This window comes from Nonomuraea sp. NPDC049684 (genome assembly GCF_044465345.1).
Classification (GTDB): Bacteria; Actinomycetota; Actinomycetes; order Streptosporangiales; family Streptosporangiaceae; genus Nonomuraea.
Genome location: NZ_JBITLO010000031.1, coordinates 1 through 17,777, shown reverse-complemented (window position 1 = coordinate 17,777; position 17,777 = coordinate 1). Strand labels below are relative to the sequence as shown.

Here is a 17,777-nt window from a genome sequence, read left to right as displayed (position 1 = left end):
ATCGGAGGCTAGGGCATAATGGTTTCGAATTGCAACTGATCGGAGGGTCCGATGGACGTCACACTCGCCGCGGGAAGCGCCTGGACCGACCCGGCCTGCCCGGTCGCGCGCGCCGTCGACCTGGTCGGCGACCGGTGGAGCCTGCTGATCGTCCGCGACGCGATGGACGGCGCCACCACCTTCACCGACTTCCACCAGCGGCTGGGGATCGCCCGCAACATCCTCACCGACCGGCTCCGCAAGCTGGTCGAGCACGGCATCCTCGACAGGAGCGCCGACGGCGGCAGGCGGCACGCCTACCGGCTCACCGAGGCCGGGCAGGACCTGTTCACCGCCGTCGTCGCCCTGCGCCAGTGGGGTGAGCGCCACGCCTTCGCCCCGGACGAGCCGCACTCCGTCCTGGTCGACGGCCAGGGGCGCGAGCTGCCCACGCTGCACCCGCTCGGCCAGGACGGCAGGCCGCTGTCCGCCGGGACCTCCCGCGTGCGCAAGACCGCCGCGTCCGGCTAGACCTGTTCTCGGCACATATGGATCTTTGTGGTCGATCGGTGCGTCAGGTTGGTCCTGGGCTCGTGGGGCGGCCTGCTCATCTTGCCGGAAGACTCCTTCTGAGCGCCCTCGCCACCATGAAGCCCGTCCCCGCCAACGGCCAGGACCCACCGGCCGTCCCCCGGCCGACACCCCTCCGACTCCAGCTCCTGGACCTACTCGACATCGACCCCGGCAACTCCGCTGACGACCATTGGCCTGCCGTCAGGACGTGATCACGGCGGGGTTTCCCTCGCTCCAGACGCTGATGATCCTGCGGTGGGTGAACCGCCAGCCGTCCGGGGTGCGGCGCAGCCGGTCGTCGTAGCGACCTCCGGCAAGGAACTTCTCGCCATCGGGCAGACCAAGGCGGACATGCTGGGCCTGGTAGTAGCAAGTGTGCTCCGCATCGTCACCGTGCACTGCGGCGACATGGTTGCCGTTCAGGTGATGGGTGGCGTCGAATCGCTCCATGCTGGTGCTGATCCTGGCAATGATCGCCTCAGGCCCGCGGAGCCGTTCGCCCGAACCGCTGTACTCCCAGCAGGCGTCGTCGGTGAACAGCGCGCCCAGGGTCTCCCAGTCCCTGGTGTCCAGGGCTGTCGCGTAGGCGATGACGGTGTCCACGATCGCGGTGCGGTCCGCGAGGTCCTGGATCATGGGGGCCACCTTCCGGTTTGGTGCACGATTTGATACGGAGTACATGATTGGTGACTGTCGAGCCCGGTGGAAGAAGGCACTTTCATGTCCCAGAGTCACATCGATGTGTCAGCCCTGGCCCGCGAGGCGTGCCCGGTCTCGGAGGTCCTCGATCACGTCTCCGGGAAGTGGAGCATCGGCATCCTGGTGGCCGCCGCGCAGGGTCCGGTCCGGTTCACGGAGCTGGAACGCTCGATCAAGGGAATCAGCCGGCGCATGCTCACGCTCAAGCTGCGCAAGCTGGAGCGGGACGGCTTGCTCGTACGCACCGTCCATCCGGTCGTTCCGCCCAAGGTCGAGTACACGCTGACGGAGATGGCCCGGGAACTCCACAAGTCGCTGCTGGAGCTCACCGACTGGGCCAAGCGACACGGCGCCGCCGTCGCCGCGGCCCAGGCCGCCTACGATCACGAACGCAAGGGTTGACGGCAGCCACCGCCCAGAAGACTCCGTACCTGTGAAGGCCGGACGATCGTCCAGGTGCGGAAACGGGGCTAGAGGTCGAGGATCAGGGCGCGGTGGTCGGACACCTCTGGGGCGGCCGCCACCTCGAACTCCTTGACGGCGGCGGGGTCGGAGACGAGCAGGTAGCTCGCGTGCCGCACGGGCTTGCGATAGCGGGAGGTCCTGGTGTCGGCGTCGCGGACCAGGTCGCGCAGGCCCAGCCCGGCCAGGATCCGGAACGTCTCGCTGCCGGGCAGGAGGTTGAGGTCGCCGCACACCACGGTCAGGTCGCCCTCCTCGCGCGCGCCGGCGACGAGGGCGGCGAGCCGTCCGGCCTGGGCGCGGCGGGCCGGGGTGTCGGCCTTGCCGCCGGCGTCCCGCAGGCCGTGGAGGTTCACGACGGTGACGAACCGCCGTGCCGGGCGGTCGAAGACGCGCACGGCCAGGGCGGCGCGCGGCCGGTCGCCGGCCGGCCACCCGTCGTGGTGCTCGACGTAGCCGCCGTGCACGAACGCGGACCGCACGCCGACGACGGGCAGCGTCTCGGCGACGAACGTGGCGACCCCGAAGTCCTGCCGGTGCGAGCCGCCTTCCTGGTCCTGGACCGGGCCGGAGTCGCTGACGGCGAAAAGCGGCTGGTGGCGGGGGAGGCGCGAGCCGACGTCGGCCAGCAGGTCGGCCCGCTGCGGCAGGGACCGCTCGGCGTCGTCGAACCTGGTCCAGCCGCGCAGGCCGGGCGTGCGCGTTACCTCCTGCAGGCACAGCACGTCGGCGCCGCACCCCTCCACCCAGGGCGCCAGCTCACCGAACATGGCCCCACCCCACGCGTTCACCGAAACCACTCGCACCCGCCCAAACTTAGACCAACCGCGCAGTCGCCTGTTCTGCGGTGAGCGCGCCACCTGTGAACCCGCCCCGGGCATTTGGCCGGGGCGGGGGTGTGGGGGCCTGCTGTCCCGCCGCCGCTGGGTCCAGCGTTCCGTCGGTCGCGACCGTCCGTGCGGGGGCGGTCGTTCCGGTTCAGGGGGCTTGGAGCGCTGCTTCGAGGAGGGCGTCGAGGAGCGGTATCCGGCGATCGGTGTCGTCGCGGGTGGCGATGAGCGCGACGCTCACGTCCAGGTCGGGGACGCGGGCCTGCAGGGCGCGCAGTCCGGTCCAGCCTCCGCCGTGGCGGTAGGCGACATGTCCGGCATGTGACCGTACGCCCATTCCCCACGCGTAGTCGATCGGCGTCCCGTCGTCGAGCCGTCCCGGGGTTTGCATGAGCGGTGAGACACCGAGCTCGTCCGCGTTCAGTGCCTGGCTCCAGCGCAGCAGGTCGCCGAGGGTCGTCCACGCGCCCCCGTCCCCGAGCGACAGAGGCGCGGGACGAAGGCGGACGAGCGGCGCGGCGCCCGCCGGCATGGGGCCCGGGCCCGGCCAGAAGCGGGTGCCGGTCATCCCCAGGGGAGCGAAGAGCCGGCGGCGGGCGAGATCGGGCAAGGGCAGCCCGGACGCTCGTTCCAGCACCGCCGCCAGACAGACGTACCCGGCGTTGGAGTAGACGTGCGCGGTGCCCGGCGGGCGGTCCAGGGCCGGGAAGCGGGTGAGGGCCGCGAGGATGCCCGGCGTGGTGCGGTCGGCGGAGCCCTGGAGCGCGTCGATCTCGGCGTCCGCCGGAAGGGCCGCCGTGTGGTGGACGAGGTGCCGGATCCGGACCGCGCGGGCCCACCCCGGCAACCCGGGCAACCACCCCGACAGAGGCGACTCCACGTCCAGCACCCCATCCCTGACCAGCAGCGCCGCGCACGCCGCGGTCATCTGCTTGGACAGCGACGCGGCATAGAGGACGGTCGTGGCGCTCATCGGTGCACCGGAGGCGGTCATCCCGCGCGCCACGAGGACGGGCGGCGCGCTACGCCGATGGATCCCGGCCACGATCGGTTCGTCGTCGCGGTAGCCGGCTTCGGAGACGAGGGCCGCTGTTCGCCGGTGCAGTTCGGACATGGCCCGATCCTCCCCGTGCGGTCCAGGCGCACGTCTCCGGGAGTTTAGGAATGAACGTTCTTGACTGAACGTTCCTTTACTGTATACGATCGAGGCATGGGACGACCAAGAGGATTCGACGAGGCCACCGTGATACGGGCGGCGGCGGAGCTGTTCTCGACCCGGTCCTACGACGGCATCTCCATGGACGAGCTGGTGACCCACCTCGGCGTCCACCGCAACAGCCTGTACAAGACCTTCGGCAGCAAGCGCGGTCTCTACCAGGCCGCGCTGAGCTGGTCCCTGGAGCACGACGTCAACCCGCTGATCGACCGGATCGCCGCCGCCGGCGACCTGGCCGGGGCGTTGCGCGTGGCCGCCGCAGAACCGGCCGCCGAGGTCGGCCTCAACCTACTGCTGCTGGCCGCGGTCGAACGCGCGCCGGTCGATCGCGAGGTCGCCGACCGGCTCGCCGCCGTGCTGGCCGCGTTCGACCGGGCCGCCAGGGCGGCGACCGGGAGCGAGGGCGAGGACGACCTGGCCTTCGCGCTCACCGCGGCCGTCCTCGGCCTGCGGATGCGGGCCAGGGCGGGGACCGCGAACACCGACATCGACCGGGCCGGCGCCGCGCTGGCAAGCCGGCTCACCCACCACCACCAAGGAGCATGACATGGCGAGGATCAGCATTGACGGACAGACGCTGGTCGTGGAGATCGAGGGCCTGGACAAACTGTGGGCGTTGAAGAGCCGGCTGGTCATCCCGCTGGCCAACGTCCGCGGCGCCACCGCCGACCCGGGGATCGTCGGCGACCCCAAGGGGGTGCGCGCGCCCGGCGCCCACCTGCCCGGCGTCATCACGGCCGGAACGTTCCACCTCAACGGCGAGAAGGTCTTCTGGGACGTGCACGACGCCGCCAAGGCCGTGGTCATCGAGCTGGCCGACGAACGTTACGCCCGGCTGGTGATCGAGGTCGCCGACCCGCGCGCCGCCGTGGCGCTCGTCGAGGAGGCCATCGCCGTCCGCTGACGGCCGCCCGCACCACAGACGGTGGGGGGCGAATACGGGACAGGCGCCGTAGTTCCCTCCCCTCTCCCCGGAGGACCCCACGTCGGTGGCCGGGTACCCGCTCCGCGCCCGGCTGGGGGAGGGCGGCATGGGCCGGGTCCCCCTGTCCGTCTCGCCGGGCGGCCGCCTCCTGGCCCTGAGGTCGTCAAGCCCGAGTACGCCGCCGACCCGGAGTTCCGCCGCCGGTTCCGCCAGGAGGTGCAGGCGGCGCAGCGGGTGCAGGGCGCCTTCACGCCCCCGTGGTGGACGCCGACCCCGACGCGGCCATCCCCTGGCTGGCCACGGCCTACATCTGCGGGCCCTCGCTGCACCAGGCCGTGGCCGAGCGCGGTCCGCCGCCGCCGGCCACCGTCCGGCGGCTGGTCGCGGGGGTCGCCGAGGCGCTGATCGGCATCCACGCGGCCGGGCTGGTCCACCAGGACCTCAAGCCCTCGAACGTGCTGCCCTGGACGGCGACCGCCTGGGCCTAGGGCTGACCCGGAAGCGCTCAGTGCTGACCCGGAAGCGCTCAGTGCTGACCCAGAAGCGCTCAGTGCTGACCCGAAGCGCTCAAGGCTCACCCAGAAGCGCTACCGGGACGCCGCCACAGCGCGGTCTGCCTCCGCGAGCCGCCGAACGGCCTCGGCCAGCTCGGCGTGCCCGGCGGTCGCGGCGAAGCCGAGGCGCAGGAAGGCGCCCGGGAGCTCGGTGGCGAAGTAGCGGTTGCCGGCGCTGACGGCGACGCCGTCGCGGCGGGCCGCGTCGGCGACCACGGCGTCGTCGGCGCCGCCGGGCAGGCGCACCCACAGGTGCAGGCCGCCGGCGGGCGCCCGGTCGAGGGTCCAGCCGGGCAGCTCGGCCAGGACGGCGGCGGCCAGCGTCGCGCACCGCTCACGCAGCGCCGCGCCCAGCGACCGGACGTGCCGCTCCCAGGCGGGGGAGGTGAGCAGGTCGAGCGCCGCCTCCTGGAGCGGGCGGCCGACGAAGAAGTCGTCGACCAGCCGCACGGCGCGCAGGCGTTCCATGACCGGGCCCCGGGCGGTCAGGGCGCCGATGCGCAGGCTGGGCGCGGCCGGCTTGGTGAGGGAGGTCAGGTGCACCACCGTGCCGTCGCGGTCGTCGGCCAGCAGCGGCGGCGGCACCGGCGCGCCGTGGCCGAGGTGGCGCGCGAAGTCGTCCTCGATCACGAAGGCGCCGGCCGCGCGGGCGGTGTCCAGGACCTGCCGCCGGCGGCCCGGCGCCAGCACCGCGCCGGTCGGGTTGTGGTAGGTCGGCTGGCAGTAGAGCAGGCGGGCGCGGGTCAGGGCGAAGGCGTCGGCCAGCAGGTCGGGCTTGAGGCCGTCGGCGTCCGTCGGCACCGGCACCGGGCGCAGGCCGGCCGCGCGGGCGGCGGCGATCGCCCCGGGGTAGGTGGGCGACTCCATCAGGACGGGATCGCCCGGCCCGCCGATCGCCCGGAACGCCATGGAAAGGCCGCTCTGCCCGCCGGCCGTGACCAGGACGTCCTCGGCGCTCACCCCGCCGCCCGCCATCGCGGCGAACACGGCCCGCAGGGAGGCCAGGCCGGCGGCCGGGGCGCGGTCCCAGGCGTCGGGACGGCGGGCCGCGCGGGCCAGCGCGGCGGTCAGGGCGCGGGTGGGCTGGAGCGAGCGGTGCAGGTAGCCGCCGTCCAGCAGGATCGTGCCCTCGGGGAGCGCGCCGACCGCGCCGGTGAGGCTGCGGGTGTCCACGGCCCGGTCGGCGAGGGTGACGCTCTGCCACGCAGTGTCGGGAACCCCGGCGCGCCGCCGCGCCGGGGCCGCGACGTAGGTGCCGCTGCCGGGACGGGTGACCACCACGCCCTCGGCGGCCAGCGCGGCGATCGCCTGCGACACGGTGGCGGGCCCGACCTTGTAGCGGCGGATCAGCTCCCTGCTGCTCGGCAGCCGGTCGCCCGGCGCGAGCCGGTCGATCATCGCGCGCATCCTGGTCGCCAGCTCGGCCGAACTGCTACTGTCGGACATGAAAACCGATGATAGCGCTTCCAGCACTTCGCCAGAATCGCTTCTGGACGTCGCGGCCCTGCGCGCCGACACCCCGGGCGCGGAGGAGGTCGTGCACTTCAACAACGCCGGATGCGGCCTGCTGCCCGCTCCGGTGCTCGCCGCGATGGTCGACCACCTGCGGCTGGAGGCGCACCTCGGCGGCTACGAGGCCGCCGCCGCCCGCGCGGCGCAGGTCGCCGGCTTCTACGCCGAGACCGCCGCCCTGATCAACTGCGCTCCCCGCAACATCGCCTTCGCCGGCAGCGCCACCCACGCCTTCTCCACCGCGCTGTCGGCGATCCCGTTCGCGGCCGGGGACGTCGTCCTGACCACCCGCAACGACTTCATCTCCAACCAGATCGCCTTCCTCTCGCTGGCCAGGAGGTTCGGGGTACGGGTCGTGCACGCGCCCGACCTGCCCGAGGGCGGCGTGGACGTGCCCGCCATGGCCGCGCTGATGCGCCGGCACCGCCCGCGCCTGGTGGCCGCCACCCACATCCCCACCAACTCCGGCCTGGTCCAGCCGGTCGCCGAGATCGGCCGGCACTGCCGCGAGCTGGACCTGCTCTACCTGGTGGACGCCTGCCAGTCGGTCGGCCAGTACCCGGTCGACGTCGAGGAGATCGGCTGCGACCTGCTCACCGCCACGTGCCGCAAGTTCCTGCGCGGCCCGCGCGGCTCCGGGTTCCTCTACGTCGCCGACCGCGTCCTGGACGCCGGGTACGAGCCGCTGTTCATCGACATGCACGGCGCGCGCTGGACCGAGCCGGGCCGCTACGAGCCGGTCGCGACGGCGGCCAGGTTCGAGGACTGGGAGTTCCCCTACTCCGTCGTGCTCGGCTGCGCGGCCGCCGCCCGCTACGCCCGGCGGGTGGGCGTGGACGCCGTCGCCCGGCGCACCCCGGCCCTGGCCGCCGGCCTGCGCGACGGGCTGGCCGCGCTGCCCGGGGTGCGGGTGCTCGACCGGGGGCGGCGGCTGGGCGCGCTGGTCACCTTCGCCGTCGAGGGCTGGCGGGCGGAGCCGTTCAAGGCGGCGCTGGACGCGCGCGGCGTCAACTCGGCGCTCAGCTTCCGGCACTTCGCCCAGTTCGACTTCGGGGACAAGGACGTCGACTGGTGCCTGAGCCTTTCGCCGCACTACTACAACACCGAGCAGGAGGTGGACCTGGTCGTCGCGGCGGTCGCCGAACTCGCCGCCGCACCCCGGTGACGGGTTCCGCGAGCGGCTGACGGCGGTTCCTTCCAGACGTGTCCCAACTTATGGCGAATTTCGCCAGAAGATCTAGACGTACGGCATTACGCGGGTGACAATCCGTTCGTCAATCGAAGATCGCCTGGTCCCGCGCGGACCTCTGGTCGACATGCGAGGACCGATGCGGGTTGTGCGTGGGCTGGTCGCGGCCGTCTTGGCCTTCACGATCCCGGCGGTGCCGCCCGCCGGCGCGGAGCCGCCGGAGGCAGGCGCGCCTCCGGCGGCGAGCGCGCCCCCAGCGCCCCCAGCGCCCCCCGCGCCCCTCGCCTCCCTCGCGCCGGAGACGGCCGCGATCGCCGCGGCCAGGCGCGCCGGCCGCCCGGTCGAGATCGAGTCGATGCGCAGCGAGACCCGCCAGGTCTTCGCCCGTCCGGACGGCACCTTCACCCTCGAACAGCACGCCCGCCCCGTCCGCGTCCGCCAGGCCGCCGGCTGGGTGCCCGTGGACACCACGCTGCGCCTGCGTCCCGACGGCGCGGTGGAACCGGTGGCGACGGCGGCCGGGCTGACCTTCTCCGGCGGGGGCGGCGGCCCGCTCGCCCGCCTGTACCGCGGCGGCAAGGCCCTGGAGCTGACCTGGCCGGGCACGCTGCCCAGGCCCTCGCTCGACGGCGACACCGCCACCTACCCCGAGGTGCTGCCCGGCGTGGACCTGCGGGTCACCGCCGACGTGGACGGGTTCTCCCACGTCCTGGTGGTCAAGACGCGGGCCGCCGCGCGAGCCCTGCCCGACCTGGACTTCCCGCTGTCGGTCAGCGGCCTGTCGCTCACCGCCGACAAGGCGGGCAACCTGGAGGCGGTCGACCGCACCGGCGGCACGATCTTCATCGCGCCCACCCCCACGATGTGGGACTCGACCGGCGCCGGCCAGGCCGCGGTCAAGGAGGGCCGCGCGCCCGAGGCCCGCCAGGCCACCATGGGCGTCTCGCTCGAAGGCAGGAAGCTGCGGCTGCGGCCGGACCGCGCGATGATGAGCGACCCGAAGACCCGCTACCCGGTGTTCCTGGACCCGTACTTCTCGGCCGCCCGCGGCGCCTGGACCGCCGTGTGGAGCAACTGGCCCAGCTCCAACTACCTCAACTCCAGCGACGTCGCCCGCGTCGGGCACGTCAACTCGCAGACCAACCGCTCGTTCTTCCAGATGAACACCGGCTCCACGATCCACGGCAAGCAGATCATCAAGGGCACGCTGCGCACGTACGAGACGTGGTCGTACTCGTGCAGCGCCCGCGCGGTCGAGGCGTGGTCCACCAACACGATCAGCAAGAGCACCACCTGGAGCAACCAGCCCAAGTGGGTCAAGAAGCTGTCCACGGTGAACGTGGCCAAGGGCTGGGGCTCGGCCTGCCTGCCCGGCGGCGTCGAGTTCGACGTCACCTCCCAGGTCGCCGACGCCGCCGCCAACAAGTGGGCCAACATCACCGTCGGCCTCCGCGCCACCAGCGAGACCGACCAGTACGCCTGGAAGAAGTTCCGCAACAACCCGAGCCTGGTCATCGAGTACAACTCGCTGCCCGCCGACCCGGTGGCGGCCGACGCCTGGTCCGACCCGGGCGGCCCGTGCGTCTCCGGCGACGACCGGCCGGTCATCAGCACGCCCGCGCCCAAGCTCTGGGCCCGGCTCAAGGACGCCGACAACTCCGTCAGGGGCCGCTTCGAGTGGTACCGGGCCGACGGGACCAAGGCGGGGGAGTACCTGACCCCCGTGGGCTCGACCGGCACGGCCTTCTCCGCCCTCGTCCCGCAGAGCCTGTACGCCGACGGCGCGCTGGTCCGCTGGCGGGTCCGCGCCGAGGACGGCAAGGCCAACAGCGCCTGGAGCCCCTGGTGCGAGGCCACCGTGGACGCCACCGCCCCCGGCCGGGAGCCCGAGGTGTCCTCCGACCGGTTCGCCGAGAACGGCTGGAGCGACGGCGTCGGCCTGGCCGGCCGGTTCACCTTCGCCCCCAACGGCGTCACCGACGTCGCCGCCTACGTCTACGGCCTGGACACCACCCCCAAGACCGAGGTCCCGCCCGCCCAGGACGGCACGGCCGCGATCACCCTCACCCCGCGCCACGACGGCCCGAACGTCCTGTCGGTGCGCAGCAAGGACCGCGCCGGGCAGCTCGGCCCGATCCGCACGTACGTCTTCAACGTCAACGCCGGACAGGGACCGGCCGGCCACTGGCCCATGGACGAGGGCCAGGGCGGCACCGCCGCCGACGCCGCCGGCGCCCACCCCGCCACCCTGTACGGCGCCACCTGGACCGCGGGCCGGACCGGCGGCGCGGTGCGGCTGGCGGGCGCCTACGCCCAGACCGGCGGCCCGGTCGCCGACACCGGGCGCAACTTCGCCGTCGCCGCCTGGGTCCGCCTGACCGGCACCGCCGCCTCCGCCACCGCCGTCACCCAGGAGGGCGGCCGGACCGGCGCGTTCTCGCTCCAGTACAGCAAGGCCGACAACCGCTGGGCGCTGGCCGTCACCGGCGCCGACGCCGACGCCGCGACGACCGTGCGCGCGCTGTCGGCCGCCGCGCCCCGGCTGAACGAGTGGACCCACCTGACCGGCGTCTACGACTCGGCGGCCGGCCAGATCTCCCTCTACGTCAACGGCCGGGCGGAGTCCTCGGTCGCCGTCCCCGCGCCGTGGAACGCCACCGGCCCGCTGACCATCGGCCGCGGCAAGGCGAGTGGCGCGGCGGCCGACTTCTGGCCCGGCGACGTGGACGACGTGCGCATCTACGGCCGCGCCATGTTCGCCGACGAGGTCGCCGACCTGGTCAACAGCGCCGCCACGCTGGTCGGCCACTGGAAGCTGGACGAGGACGGCGGCCTGTCGGCCGCCGACTCCTCCGGCCGGGCCACGCCCGCCGCGCTGGCCGGCGCCGCCACCTGGACCGACGGCTGGCTGGACGGCGCCCTCGCGCTCGACGGCGCCACCGGCCATGCCCAGACCGCCGCGCCCGCCGTCGCCACCGGCTCCGGGTTCACCGTCGCCGTCTGGACCCAGCTCGACTACCTGCCCGCCAAGGACACCGCCGCCGTCGCCCAGCCGGGCGCCAGGGCGGCCGGGTTCCAGCTCGGCTTCGACAAGGAACAGGGGCGGTGGGCCCTCGGCATGGCCGCCGCCGACACCGACACCGCCGCCCTCGTCCGCACCCGCTCGGACGCCGTCCCCGCCCCCCTGGAATGGACGCACGTCGCCGGCGTGTACGACGCCCTGGCCGGCGAGCTGCGCGTCTACGTCAACGGCCGCCTGTCGGCCACCACCGTCACCCCCCACGTGAGCACCTGGACCGCCACCGGCCCCCTGCAGTTGGGCCGGACCAAGACCGCGGGCGTCTTCACCGGCTACTGGCCGGGGACCGTCGACGACGTCCGCACGTACGACGGCGTGCTCAGCGCCGAGCAGATAGCCCAGCTAGCAGCCCAGTAGCCCCCTCCCTGGGAGAATCCGTGGACAGTGAGTTAGACCTGCCAGAGCCCAACTGGAATCGTTTTCAGCAGCCCGCCGCCGAACCCGACGCCCCCGACCCCCGCTGGAACCGTTTCGAGGGCGTCAAGCCTCAGACCGCCTGGCCGCGCAGGCTGGCGACCGTGCTCACGGTCGTGCTCCTGGCGCCCATGGCGTACGCGATGCCCGCCTCCGCCGCGCCCCGCAAGGCGCCCGCGGTGCAGAAGGAGACGCCGGTCAAGGGCGGGAAGGTGCCCGTCCTGCCGCCCCTCGCCGATCCCGCCTCCGCACAGGCGTGGAAGGCCCCGCCCAAGGTCGCCTGGCCCGCCGCCGGCACCGCCGAGCTGGGCGGTGCCGCCGAGCGGGGCGCCTCCGCACTGGCCGCCGGGTTCCCGGTGCGGCTGGCCCCCGCCGCCAAGGGGGTGGCCGCGGCCGAGGCCGTCCCGGTCAAGGTCGAGCTGCTCAGGACCGACCTGCTCGGCGTCGCGATGCGCGTCTCGCCCGGACAGGGCGTCTCGGCGGCCAAGGCGTCCGGGAAGACCCGGCTGGAGATCGACTACTCCGGCTTCCGGTACGCCTTCGGCGGCGACTACGGCGCCCGGCTGCGCATGGTCAAGCTCGACGAGTGCGCGCTCGACGCCCAGGCCGCCGCCACCTGCGCCGCGCCGCAGCCGGTCAAAAGCGACAACGACGCCAAGGCGGGCAAGCTGACCGCCGAGGTCGAGACCACCGGCCTGTACGCCGTGACCGCTGCCGCCTCCGGCCCGTCGGGCGACCACGCCGCCACCTCGCTGGCCGCCTCGGCGAGCTGGAGCGTCGGCAACCAGTCCGGCGACTTCTCCTGGAGCTACGACCTGCGCACCCCGCCCGCCCTGGGCGGCGACGAGCCGGACCTGTCGCTCGACTACTCCTCCCAGAGCGTGGACGGCCGCACCGTCTCCACCAACAACCAGCCGTCCTGGGTGGGCGAGGGCTTCGAGCTGAACCCCAGCGGCTACGTCGAACGCCGCTACAAGGCGTGCATGATCGACGGCAAGAAGACCGGCGACCTGTGCTGGGACCAGGACAACGCCACCCTGTCGCTCGGCAACTCCGCCGTCGAGCTGGTCAAGGACGCCACCACCAAGCAGTGGCGGCCCAAGCGCGACGACGGCACCCGCATCGAGTACCTCACCGGCGCCACCAACGGCGACAACAACGGCGAGTACTGGCGGGTCACCACCGCCGACGGCACCCAGTACAGCTTCGGCCTGAACCGCCTGCCCGGCTGGGTCACCGGCAAGCCGGAGACCAAGTCGGTGCAGACCGTGCCGGTGTTCGGCAACAACAGCGGCGAGCCGTGCTACTCCAGCACCCCCGCCAACGCCTGGTGCCAGCAGGCATACCGGTGGAACCTCGACTACGCGGTCGACACCCACGGCAACGCCACCACGTACTGGTACGAGACCGAGAAGAACTACTACGGCCGCAGCATGAAGCCCGAGCAGGGCACCGTGTACGTGCGCGGCGCGTACCTCACCCGCGTCGACTACGGCTACCTGCAGAGCGAGCTGTTCACCAAGGCCCCGGCCGCCCGGGTGGTCTTCGACGTGGCCGAGCGCTGCCTGCCCTCCGGCACCGTCACCTGCGCCGCCGACCAGCTCAAGAAGGAGACCGCGGCGTCCTGGCCGGACGTGCCGTTCGACCAGATCTGCGACGCCGGGGTCAAGTGCACCGACCGGCTGTCGCCGACGTTCTTCTCGCGCAAGCGCCTGGCCAAGGTCACCACGCAGGTGCTCAACGCCTCCGGCCAGTACAGCCCGGTGGACTCCTGGACGCTGACCCACCAGTTCCCCGCCACGGGCGACGGCCTCAGCCCGTCGTTGTGGCTGGCCTCGGTGCAGCAGAGCGGCCACGTGGGCGGCACCCTCACCATGCCGAAGATCACCTTCAGCGGCGTGCAGCTGCCCAACCGGGTGGACGCCAACGAAGGACGCGCGCCGCTGGTCAAGTGGCGGGTCCAGGCCGTGAACAACGAGACCGGCGGCGAGCTGCGGGTCAACTACGCCGCGGCCGACTGCAAGCCCGGCGACGTGCCCGCCGCGGCCGACAAGAACAACCGGCTGTGCTTCCCGCAGCGCTGGGCGCCGCCCGACGAGGGCGAGGTCACCGACTGGTTCCACAAGTACGTCGTCACCCAGACCGTCGAGGTGGACCGCGTCGCCGGCTCGCCGAACGTGGTCACCGACTACGAGTACCTCGACGGCGCTGCCTGGCACTACGCCGACAACATCCTCGTCAAGCCCGAGCAGCGCACCTGGTCGGACTGGCGCGGGTTCGGCCGCGTCCGGGTGCGCGAGGGCGACGGGCAGGACACCCGGCGCACGCTCACCGAGTTCAGGTACTTCCGCGGCATGCACGGCGACAGGCAGGCCGACGGCTCCAAGCGCGTCGCGCAGGTCGTCGACACCGAGGGCGGCAAGCTGGACGACCTCGACCAGCTGTCCGGCTTCGAACGCGAGGAGATCCTCTACGACGGCGACAGCGCGACGGTGCTCACCGCCACCGTCGAGGAGCCGTGGTCGCTCAAGACCGCCGAGTCCACGCAGGGCGGCGTCACCAAGACCGCCTACGTGGTCGAGCCCAAGTCGATGGTGACCCGCACCGCGCTGGCGGGCGGAACGTGGCGGCGTACCGGCGAGGAGCGCTCGTACGACGCCAAGGGCCTGCTCACCCAGGTGGAGGAGAAGGGCGACCTGGCCACCGCCGACGACGACCAGTGCACCCGCTACACCTACGCCCGCAACGACACCGCCTGGATGCTCGACTACGCCAGCAGGATCCAGAAGGTCGCCGCGGGCTGCGGCACCGCCGTCTCGGCCCTGGCCGCCGGCGAGGTCATCTCCGACGAACGGGTCCAGTACGACAACAAGGCCTACGGCCAGGCGCCCACCAAGGGCGACGTGACCACCGTCCAGCAGCTCGCCGCGGCCGACGGATCGACCCTCACCGACAGCACCCACACCTACGACGTCTACGGCCGCGAGACCAGCGAGACCGGCCCGGTCGGCACGAAGTCCACCATCACCTACAGCCCGGCCACCGGCGCCCAGGCCACGGAGATCGTCGAGACCAACCAGCTCGGCCACGTCGAGCGCACCCTCGTCGAGCCGGCCTGGGGCGAGCCGGTCGCCGAGGTCGACGCCAACGGCCGGCGCACCGACATGGAGCACGACGCGCTCGGCCGCCTGGTCAAGGTCTGGCAGCCGGACCGCAGCAAGGCCGCCGGCCAGTCGCCCAGCACCGAGTACGCCTACACCATGCGCACCGACGGCCCCAGCGTCGTCACCACCAAGACGCTGCGCGCCGACGGCGGCTACACCGTCAGCCACGAGCTGTACGACGGCCTGATGCGCGAGCGCCAGACCCAGGAACCCGCACCCCGCGACGACCAGACGCAGGACCCGGCGCTGCGCGACGGGCGCACGATCACCGACACCTTCTACAACTCGCTCGGCGAGGTGAGCAAGTCCAACACCGGCTACTTCGCCACCGGCACGCCCGCCACCGAGCTGCTCGCGGTCGCCGACACCGACGTGCCCACGCAGGTCGTGTCGGTCTTCGACGGCGCCGGCGAGGTCAACGCCCAGATCCTCAAGGCCAAGGGCGTGGAGAAGTACCGCGTCTCGGCCACCCAGCAGGGCGACCGCGTCACCATCACGCCGCCGGCGGGCGGCACCGCGACGACCCGCATCGGCGACGCCGACGACCGGCTCGTCGAGCTGCGCCAGTACAAGGGCGCCACCCCGACGGGCCCGTACGAGTCCACCAAGTACACCTACGACCCCGCCGGCCGCCTGTCCACGGTGACCGACGCCGCGGGCAACGTGTGGCGCCACCACTACGACGTGCGCGGCCGGGAGATCAGGACGGAGGACCCGGACAAGGGCGTCACCACGATGACGTACAACGACGCCGACGAGCTGGTGAGCACCACCGACGCCCGCGGCAAGACCCTCTGGTACGTCTACGACGAGCTCGGCCGCAAGAAGGAGCTGCGCGACGGCTCGGCCACCGGCACGCTGCTGGCCGAGTGGAAGTACGACGCGCTGGCCAAGGGCCACATGAACGCCAGCATCCGGTACGCGGGCGGGCAGGCGTACAAGGCGGAGATCAACGCCATCGACTCCGACTACCGCACGCTGCGCGAGACGGTGACCGTCCCCGAGCGGGAGGGCAAGCTGGCCGGCTCGTACGTGCTCAACACCCGCTACACCCTTGACGACCAGGTGCAGTCGGTCAGCTTCCCGGCCGGGGGCGGGCTGGAGGCCGAGTCGGTGGTCTACTCCTACGACGAGCTCAGCCAGCCGACCAAGGTCAGCGGGCTGTCGTCGTACGTGACCGCGACCCGCTACTCCAAGCTCGGCGAGACCCTGCAGTACGAGCTGGGCTCCGGCGGCAAGAAGACCTGGCTCACCTACACCCATGACGAGTCCACCCGCAGGCTGACCAGGATGCGGCTGGACCGGGAGGGCGCCGCCGCCACCGACCTCGACCTCAACTACGCCTACGACGCCGCCGGCAACATCACCAAGATCGCCGAACGGGCGGGCGGCCAGGACACGCAGTGCTTCACCTACGACCACCTGCGCCGGATGACCTCGGCGTGGACGGCCACCGACGACTGCGCGAGCGGCACGCCGGCCTCGGACAAGATCGGCGGCGTGGCGCCGTACGCGGTCAGCTACGCCTACGACGCCACCGGCAACCGGGTCAAGGAGACCAAGCACGCCTGGGGCGGCGCGCCCGAGACCGTGCGCACCTCGGTCTACCCGGCGGCCGGCGGCAAGCAGCCGCACGCGGTGCAGAGCATCGGGGCCGACCTGTTCGCCTACGACGAGGCCGGCAACACCACCAGGCGCAAGGTCGGCACGTCCGACCAGACCCTCGTCTGGGACGCCGAGGGCAACCTGGAGTCGGTCACGGAGGCCGGGAAGACGACGTCGTTCCTCTACGACGCCGACGGCGACCGGCTGCTGCGCAAGACCGCCACGGACGCCACCCTGTACGTGGACGACATGGAGCTGCGCTTCGACTTCGCCAAGGACGCCGTCGAGCAGACCCGCTACTACACCATCAACGGCGAGCCGATCGCGGTCCGCACGCCCGACAACCAGGTCTACTTCCTGGCCGCCGACCACCAGGGCACCGCGCAGGCCGCGGTGAACGGCGGCACCGGTGAGCTGGCCGTGCGGCGGATGACGCCGTTCGGGGAGGACCGGGGGTCGCCGCCGCCATGGTGGCCGGGTCAGCGGTCCTTCGTCGGCGGCACCAAGGATCCGACGACCGGGCTCGTCCACCTGGGCGCCCGCGAGTACGACCCGAAGAACGGCCGCTTCCTGTCGGTCGACCCCATCATCGACGAGGAGGACCCGCAGCAGCTCAACGCCTACGCCTACGCCAACAACAGCCCCGTCAGCATGAGCGACCCCGACGGCCAGCTGTTCTGGATCGCCGTCGGCATCGCGGCGCGCATCGCGGCGCGGATCATCGCCAGGAAGCTGGCGCAGGCGGCGGCCCGGCGGGCGGCGCTCGCGGCGGCCAGGGCGGCGGCGCGGCGCGCGGCCATCGCGGCGGCCAAGCGGCGGGCGGCGGCGCTGGCCAGGAAGAAGGCGCTGGAGGCGGCCAAGAAGAAGGCCGCGGCGGCGGCCAAGCGCAGGGCGCTGGCCGCCGCCAGGAAGAAGGCGGCGGAGAAGGCCAGGAAGGCGGCCGCGGCGGCGGCCAAGAGACGGGCCGCCGCGGCGGCCAAGAGGGAGGCACGCAGGAAGGCCGCCGAGGCGGCGGCCAAGCGGCGGGCCACGCAGGCGGCGCGGGCGCGCAACCGCTACCGGGCGGCCCAGGCCCGGCGCGCCCAGGCGGCGCGGCGCCCGGCACAGCGTCCGACCAGCCATCGGGCGGTGCAACGGCAGTCGCCGCCGAAGGCCGCCAGGCAGCCGGCGCAGCCGAGACCGAGCCAGGTCTACCGGAACGACGGCACCACGCAGCCGACCCAGTCCTACACCGTCTACCGCGACGGCAAGATATACCCGGACGGGCCGCCGCCACCCAGCCTGACCAGGCCCCAGGGCTCCGGGCAGGCGGAGAAGCAGATCTTCAAGCCGGAGAAGATCGAGCCGGAGAACACCCGGACGGGCACGATCGCCGAGACCGGCGCCCGGGTCACCCGATGGATCGACCAGAGCGGCCTGGACGACTTCCTCGGCGGCTTCTTCTGATCCCCGGCCCCGGGCGCGCGGACCGACCCCCGGCCCCCCGCCCCGGGCTCCACCCGTTGCCGCGCCCCGGGCGCCACCCGTGCCCCCGGGCGGGGCTCCATGTCCTCCAGCCAGGGGGCGTGCCCGGTGC

The 17,777-nt window shown here is 73.1% G+C and carries 12 protein-coding genes; 8 read left to right on the top strand and 4 right to left on the bottom strand.

What is annotated here, in order from left to right; genetic code table 11:
• Positions 1–51: 51 nt before the first annotated feature.
• The gene (locus tag ACIBST_RS48715; RefSeq protein ID WP_397180262.1) at positions 52–510 is read left to right on the top strand and encodes a winged helix-turn-helix transcriptional regulator; all 459 of its coding nucleotides are present in this window, start codon (positions 52–54) and stop codon (positions 508–510) included.
• Positions 511–753: 243 nt separating this feature from the next.
• Here ACIBST_RS48715 and ACIBST_RS48710 read toward each other — a convergent pair whose 3' ends face one another.
• Positions 754–1,188, bottom strand: coding sequence for a nuclear transport factor 2 family protein (locus tag ACIBST_RS48710; protein ID WP_397180261.1), 435 nt, complete (start codon positions 1,186–1,188; stop codon positions 754–756).
• 84 nt (positions 1,189–1,272) lie between these two features.
• On the opposite strand from ACIBST_RS48710, the gene ACIBST_RS48705 reads away from it, so the two are divergent.
• On the top strand, positions 1,273–1,653 hold the full coding sequence (locus tag ACIBST_RS48705) for a winged helix-turn-helix transcriptional regulator (protein WP_397180260.1): 381 nt from the start codon (positions 1,273–1,275) through the stop codon (positions 1,651–1,653).
• A gap of 68 nt (positions 1,654–1,721) precedes the next feature.
• Here ACIBST_RS48705 and ACIBST_RS48700 read toward each other — a convergent pair whose 3' ends face one another.
• On the bottom strand, positions 1,722–2,594 hold the full coding sequence (locus ACIBST_RS48700) for an endonuclease/exonuclease/phosphatase family protein (protein ID WP_397180259.1): 873 nt from the start codon (positions 2,592–2,594) through the stop codon (positions 1,722–1,724).
• A gap of 97 nt (positions 2,595–2,691) precedes the next feature.
• Positions 2,692–3,657: a serine hydrolase domain-containing protein gene (locus ACIBST_RS48695; protein ID WP_397180258.1), complete on the bottom strand. Its 966-nt coding sequence runs from the start codon at positions 3,655–3,657 to the stop codon at positions 2,692–2,694.
• A gap of 96 nt (positions 3,658–3,753) precedes the next feature.
• Here ACIBST_RS48695 and ACIBST_RS48690 point away from each other — a divergent pair, with 96 nt between their 5' ends.
• The 3 genes from ACIBST_RS48690 to ACIBST_RS48680 all read left to right on the top strand — a co-directional run bounded on the left by ACIBST_RS48690 (position 3,754) and on the right by ACIBST_RS48680 (position 5,172).
• Positions 3,754–4,305 (top strand): TetR/AcrR family transcriptional regulator, encoded by a 552-nt coding sequence (locus tag ACIBST_RS48690; protein WP_397180257.1) that lies wholly within the window; start codon positions 3,754–3,756, stop codon positions 4,303–4,305.
• Position 4,306: 1 nt separating this feature from the next.
• Positions 4,307–4,663, top strand: a complete 357-nt coding sequence (locus ACIBST_RS48685) for a hypothetical protein (RefSeq protein WP_358300312.1) — start codon at positions 4,307–4,309, stop codon at positions 4,661–4,663.
• Positions 4,664–4,944: 281 nt separating this feature from the next.
• Positions 4,945–5,172: a hypothetical protein gene (locus tag ACIBST_RS48680; protein ID WP_397180256.1), complete on the top strand. Its 228-nt coding sequence runs from the start codon at positions 4,945–4,947 to the stop codon at positions 5,170–5,172.
• 99 nt (positions 5,173–5,271) lie between these two features.
• Here ACIBST_RS48680 and ACIBST_RS48675 read toward each other — a convergent pair whose 3' ends face one another.
• Positions 5,272–6,684 (bottom strand): PLP-dependent aminotransferase family protein, encoded by a 1,413-nt coding sequence (locus tag ACIBST_RS48675; RefSeq protein ID WP_397180255.1) that lies wholly within the window; start codon positions 6,682–6,684, stop codon positions 5,272–5,274.
• Between ACIBST_RS48675 and ACIBST_RS48670 the strand changes: the two genes are divergently transcribed.
• From ACIBST_RS48670 to ACIBST_RS48660, 3 genes are all read left to right on the top strand, one after another.
• Entirely contained in the window at positions 6,683–7,915 is a 1,233-nt protein-coding gene (locus ACIBST_RS48670) for an aminotransferase class V-fold PLP-dependent enzyme (RefSeq protein WP_397180254.1), read from the top strand. The genes ACIBST_RS48675 and ACIBST_RS48670 overlap by 2 nt on opposite strands.
• A gap of 163 nt (positions 7,916–8,078) precedes the next feature.
• Entirely contained in the window at positions 8,079–11,375 is a 3,297-nt protein-coding gene (locus ACIBST_RS48665) for a LamG-like jellyroll fold domain-containing protein (protein ID WP_397180253.1), read from the top strand.
• Positions 11,376–11,395: 20 nt separating this feature from the next.
• Positions 11,396–17,647, top strand: coding sequence for an RHS repeat-associated core domain-containing protein (locus tag ACIBST_RS48660; protein ID WP_397180252.1), 6,252 nt, complete (start codon positions 11,396–11,398; stop codon positions 17,645–17,647).
• Positions 17,648–17,777 lie beyond the last annotated feature (130 nt).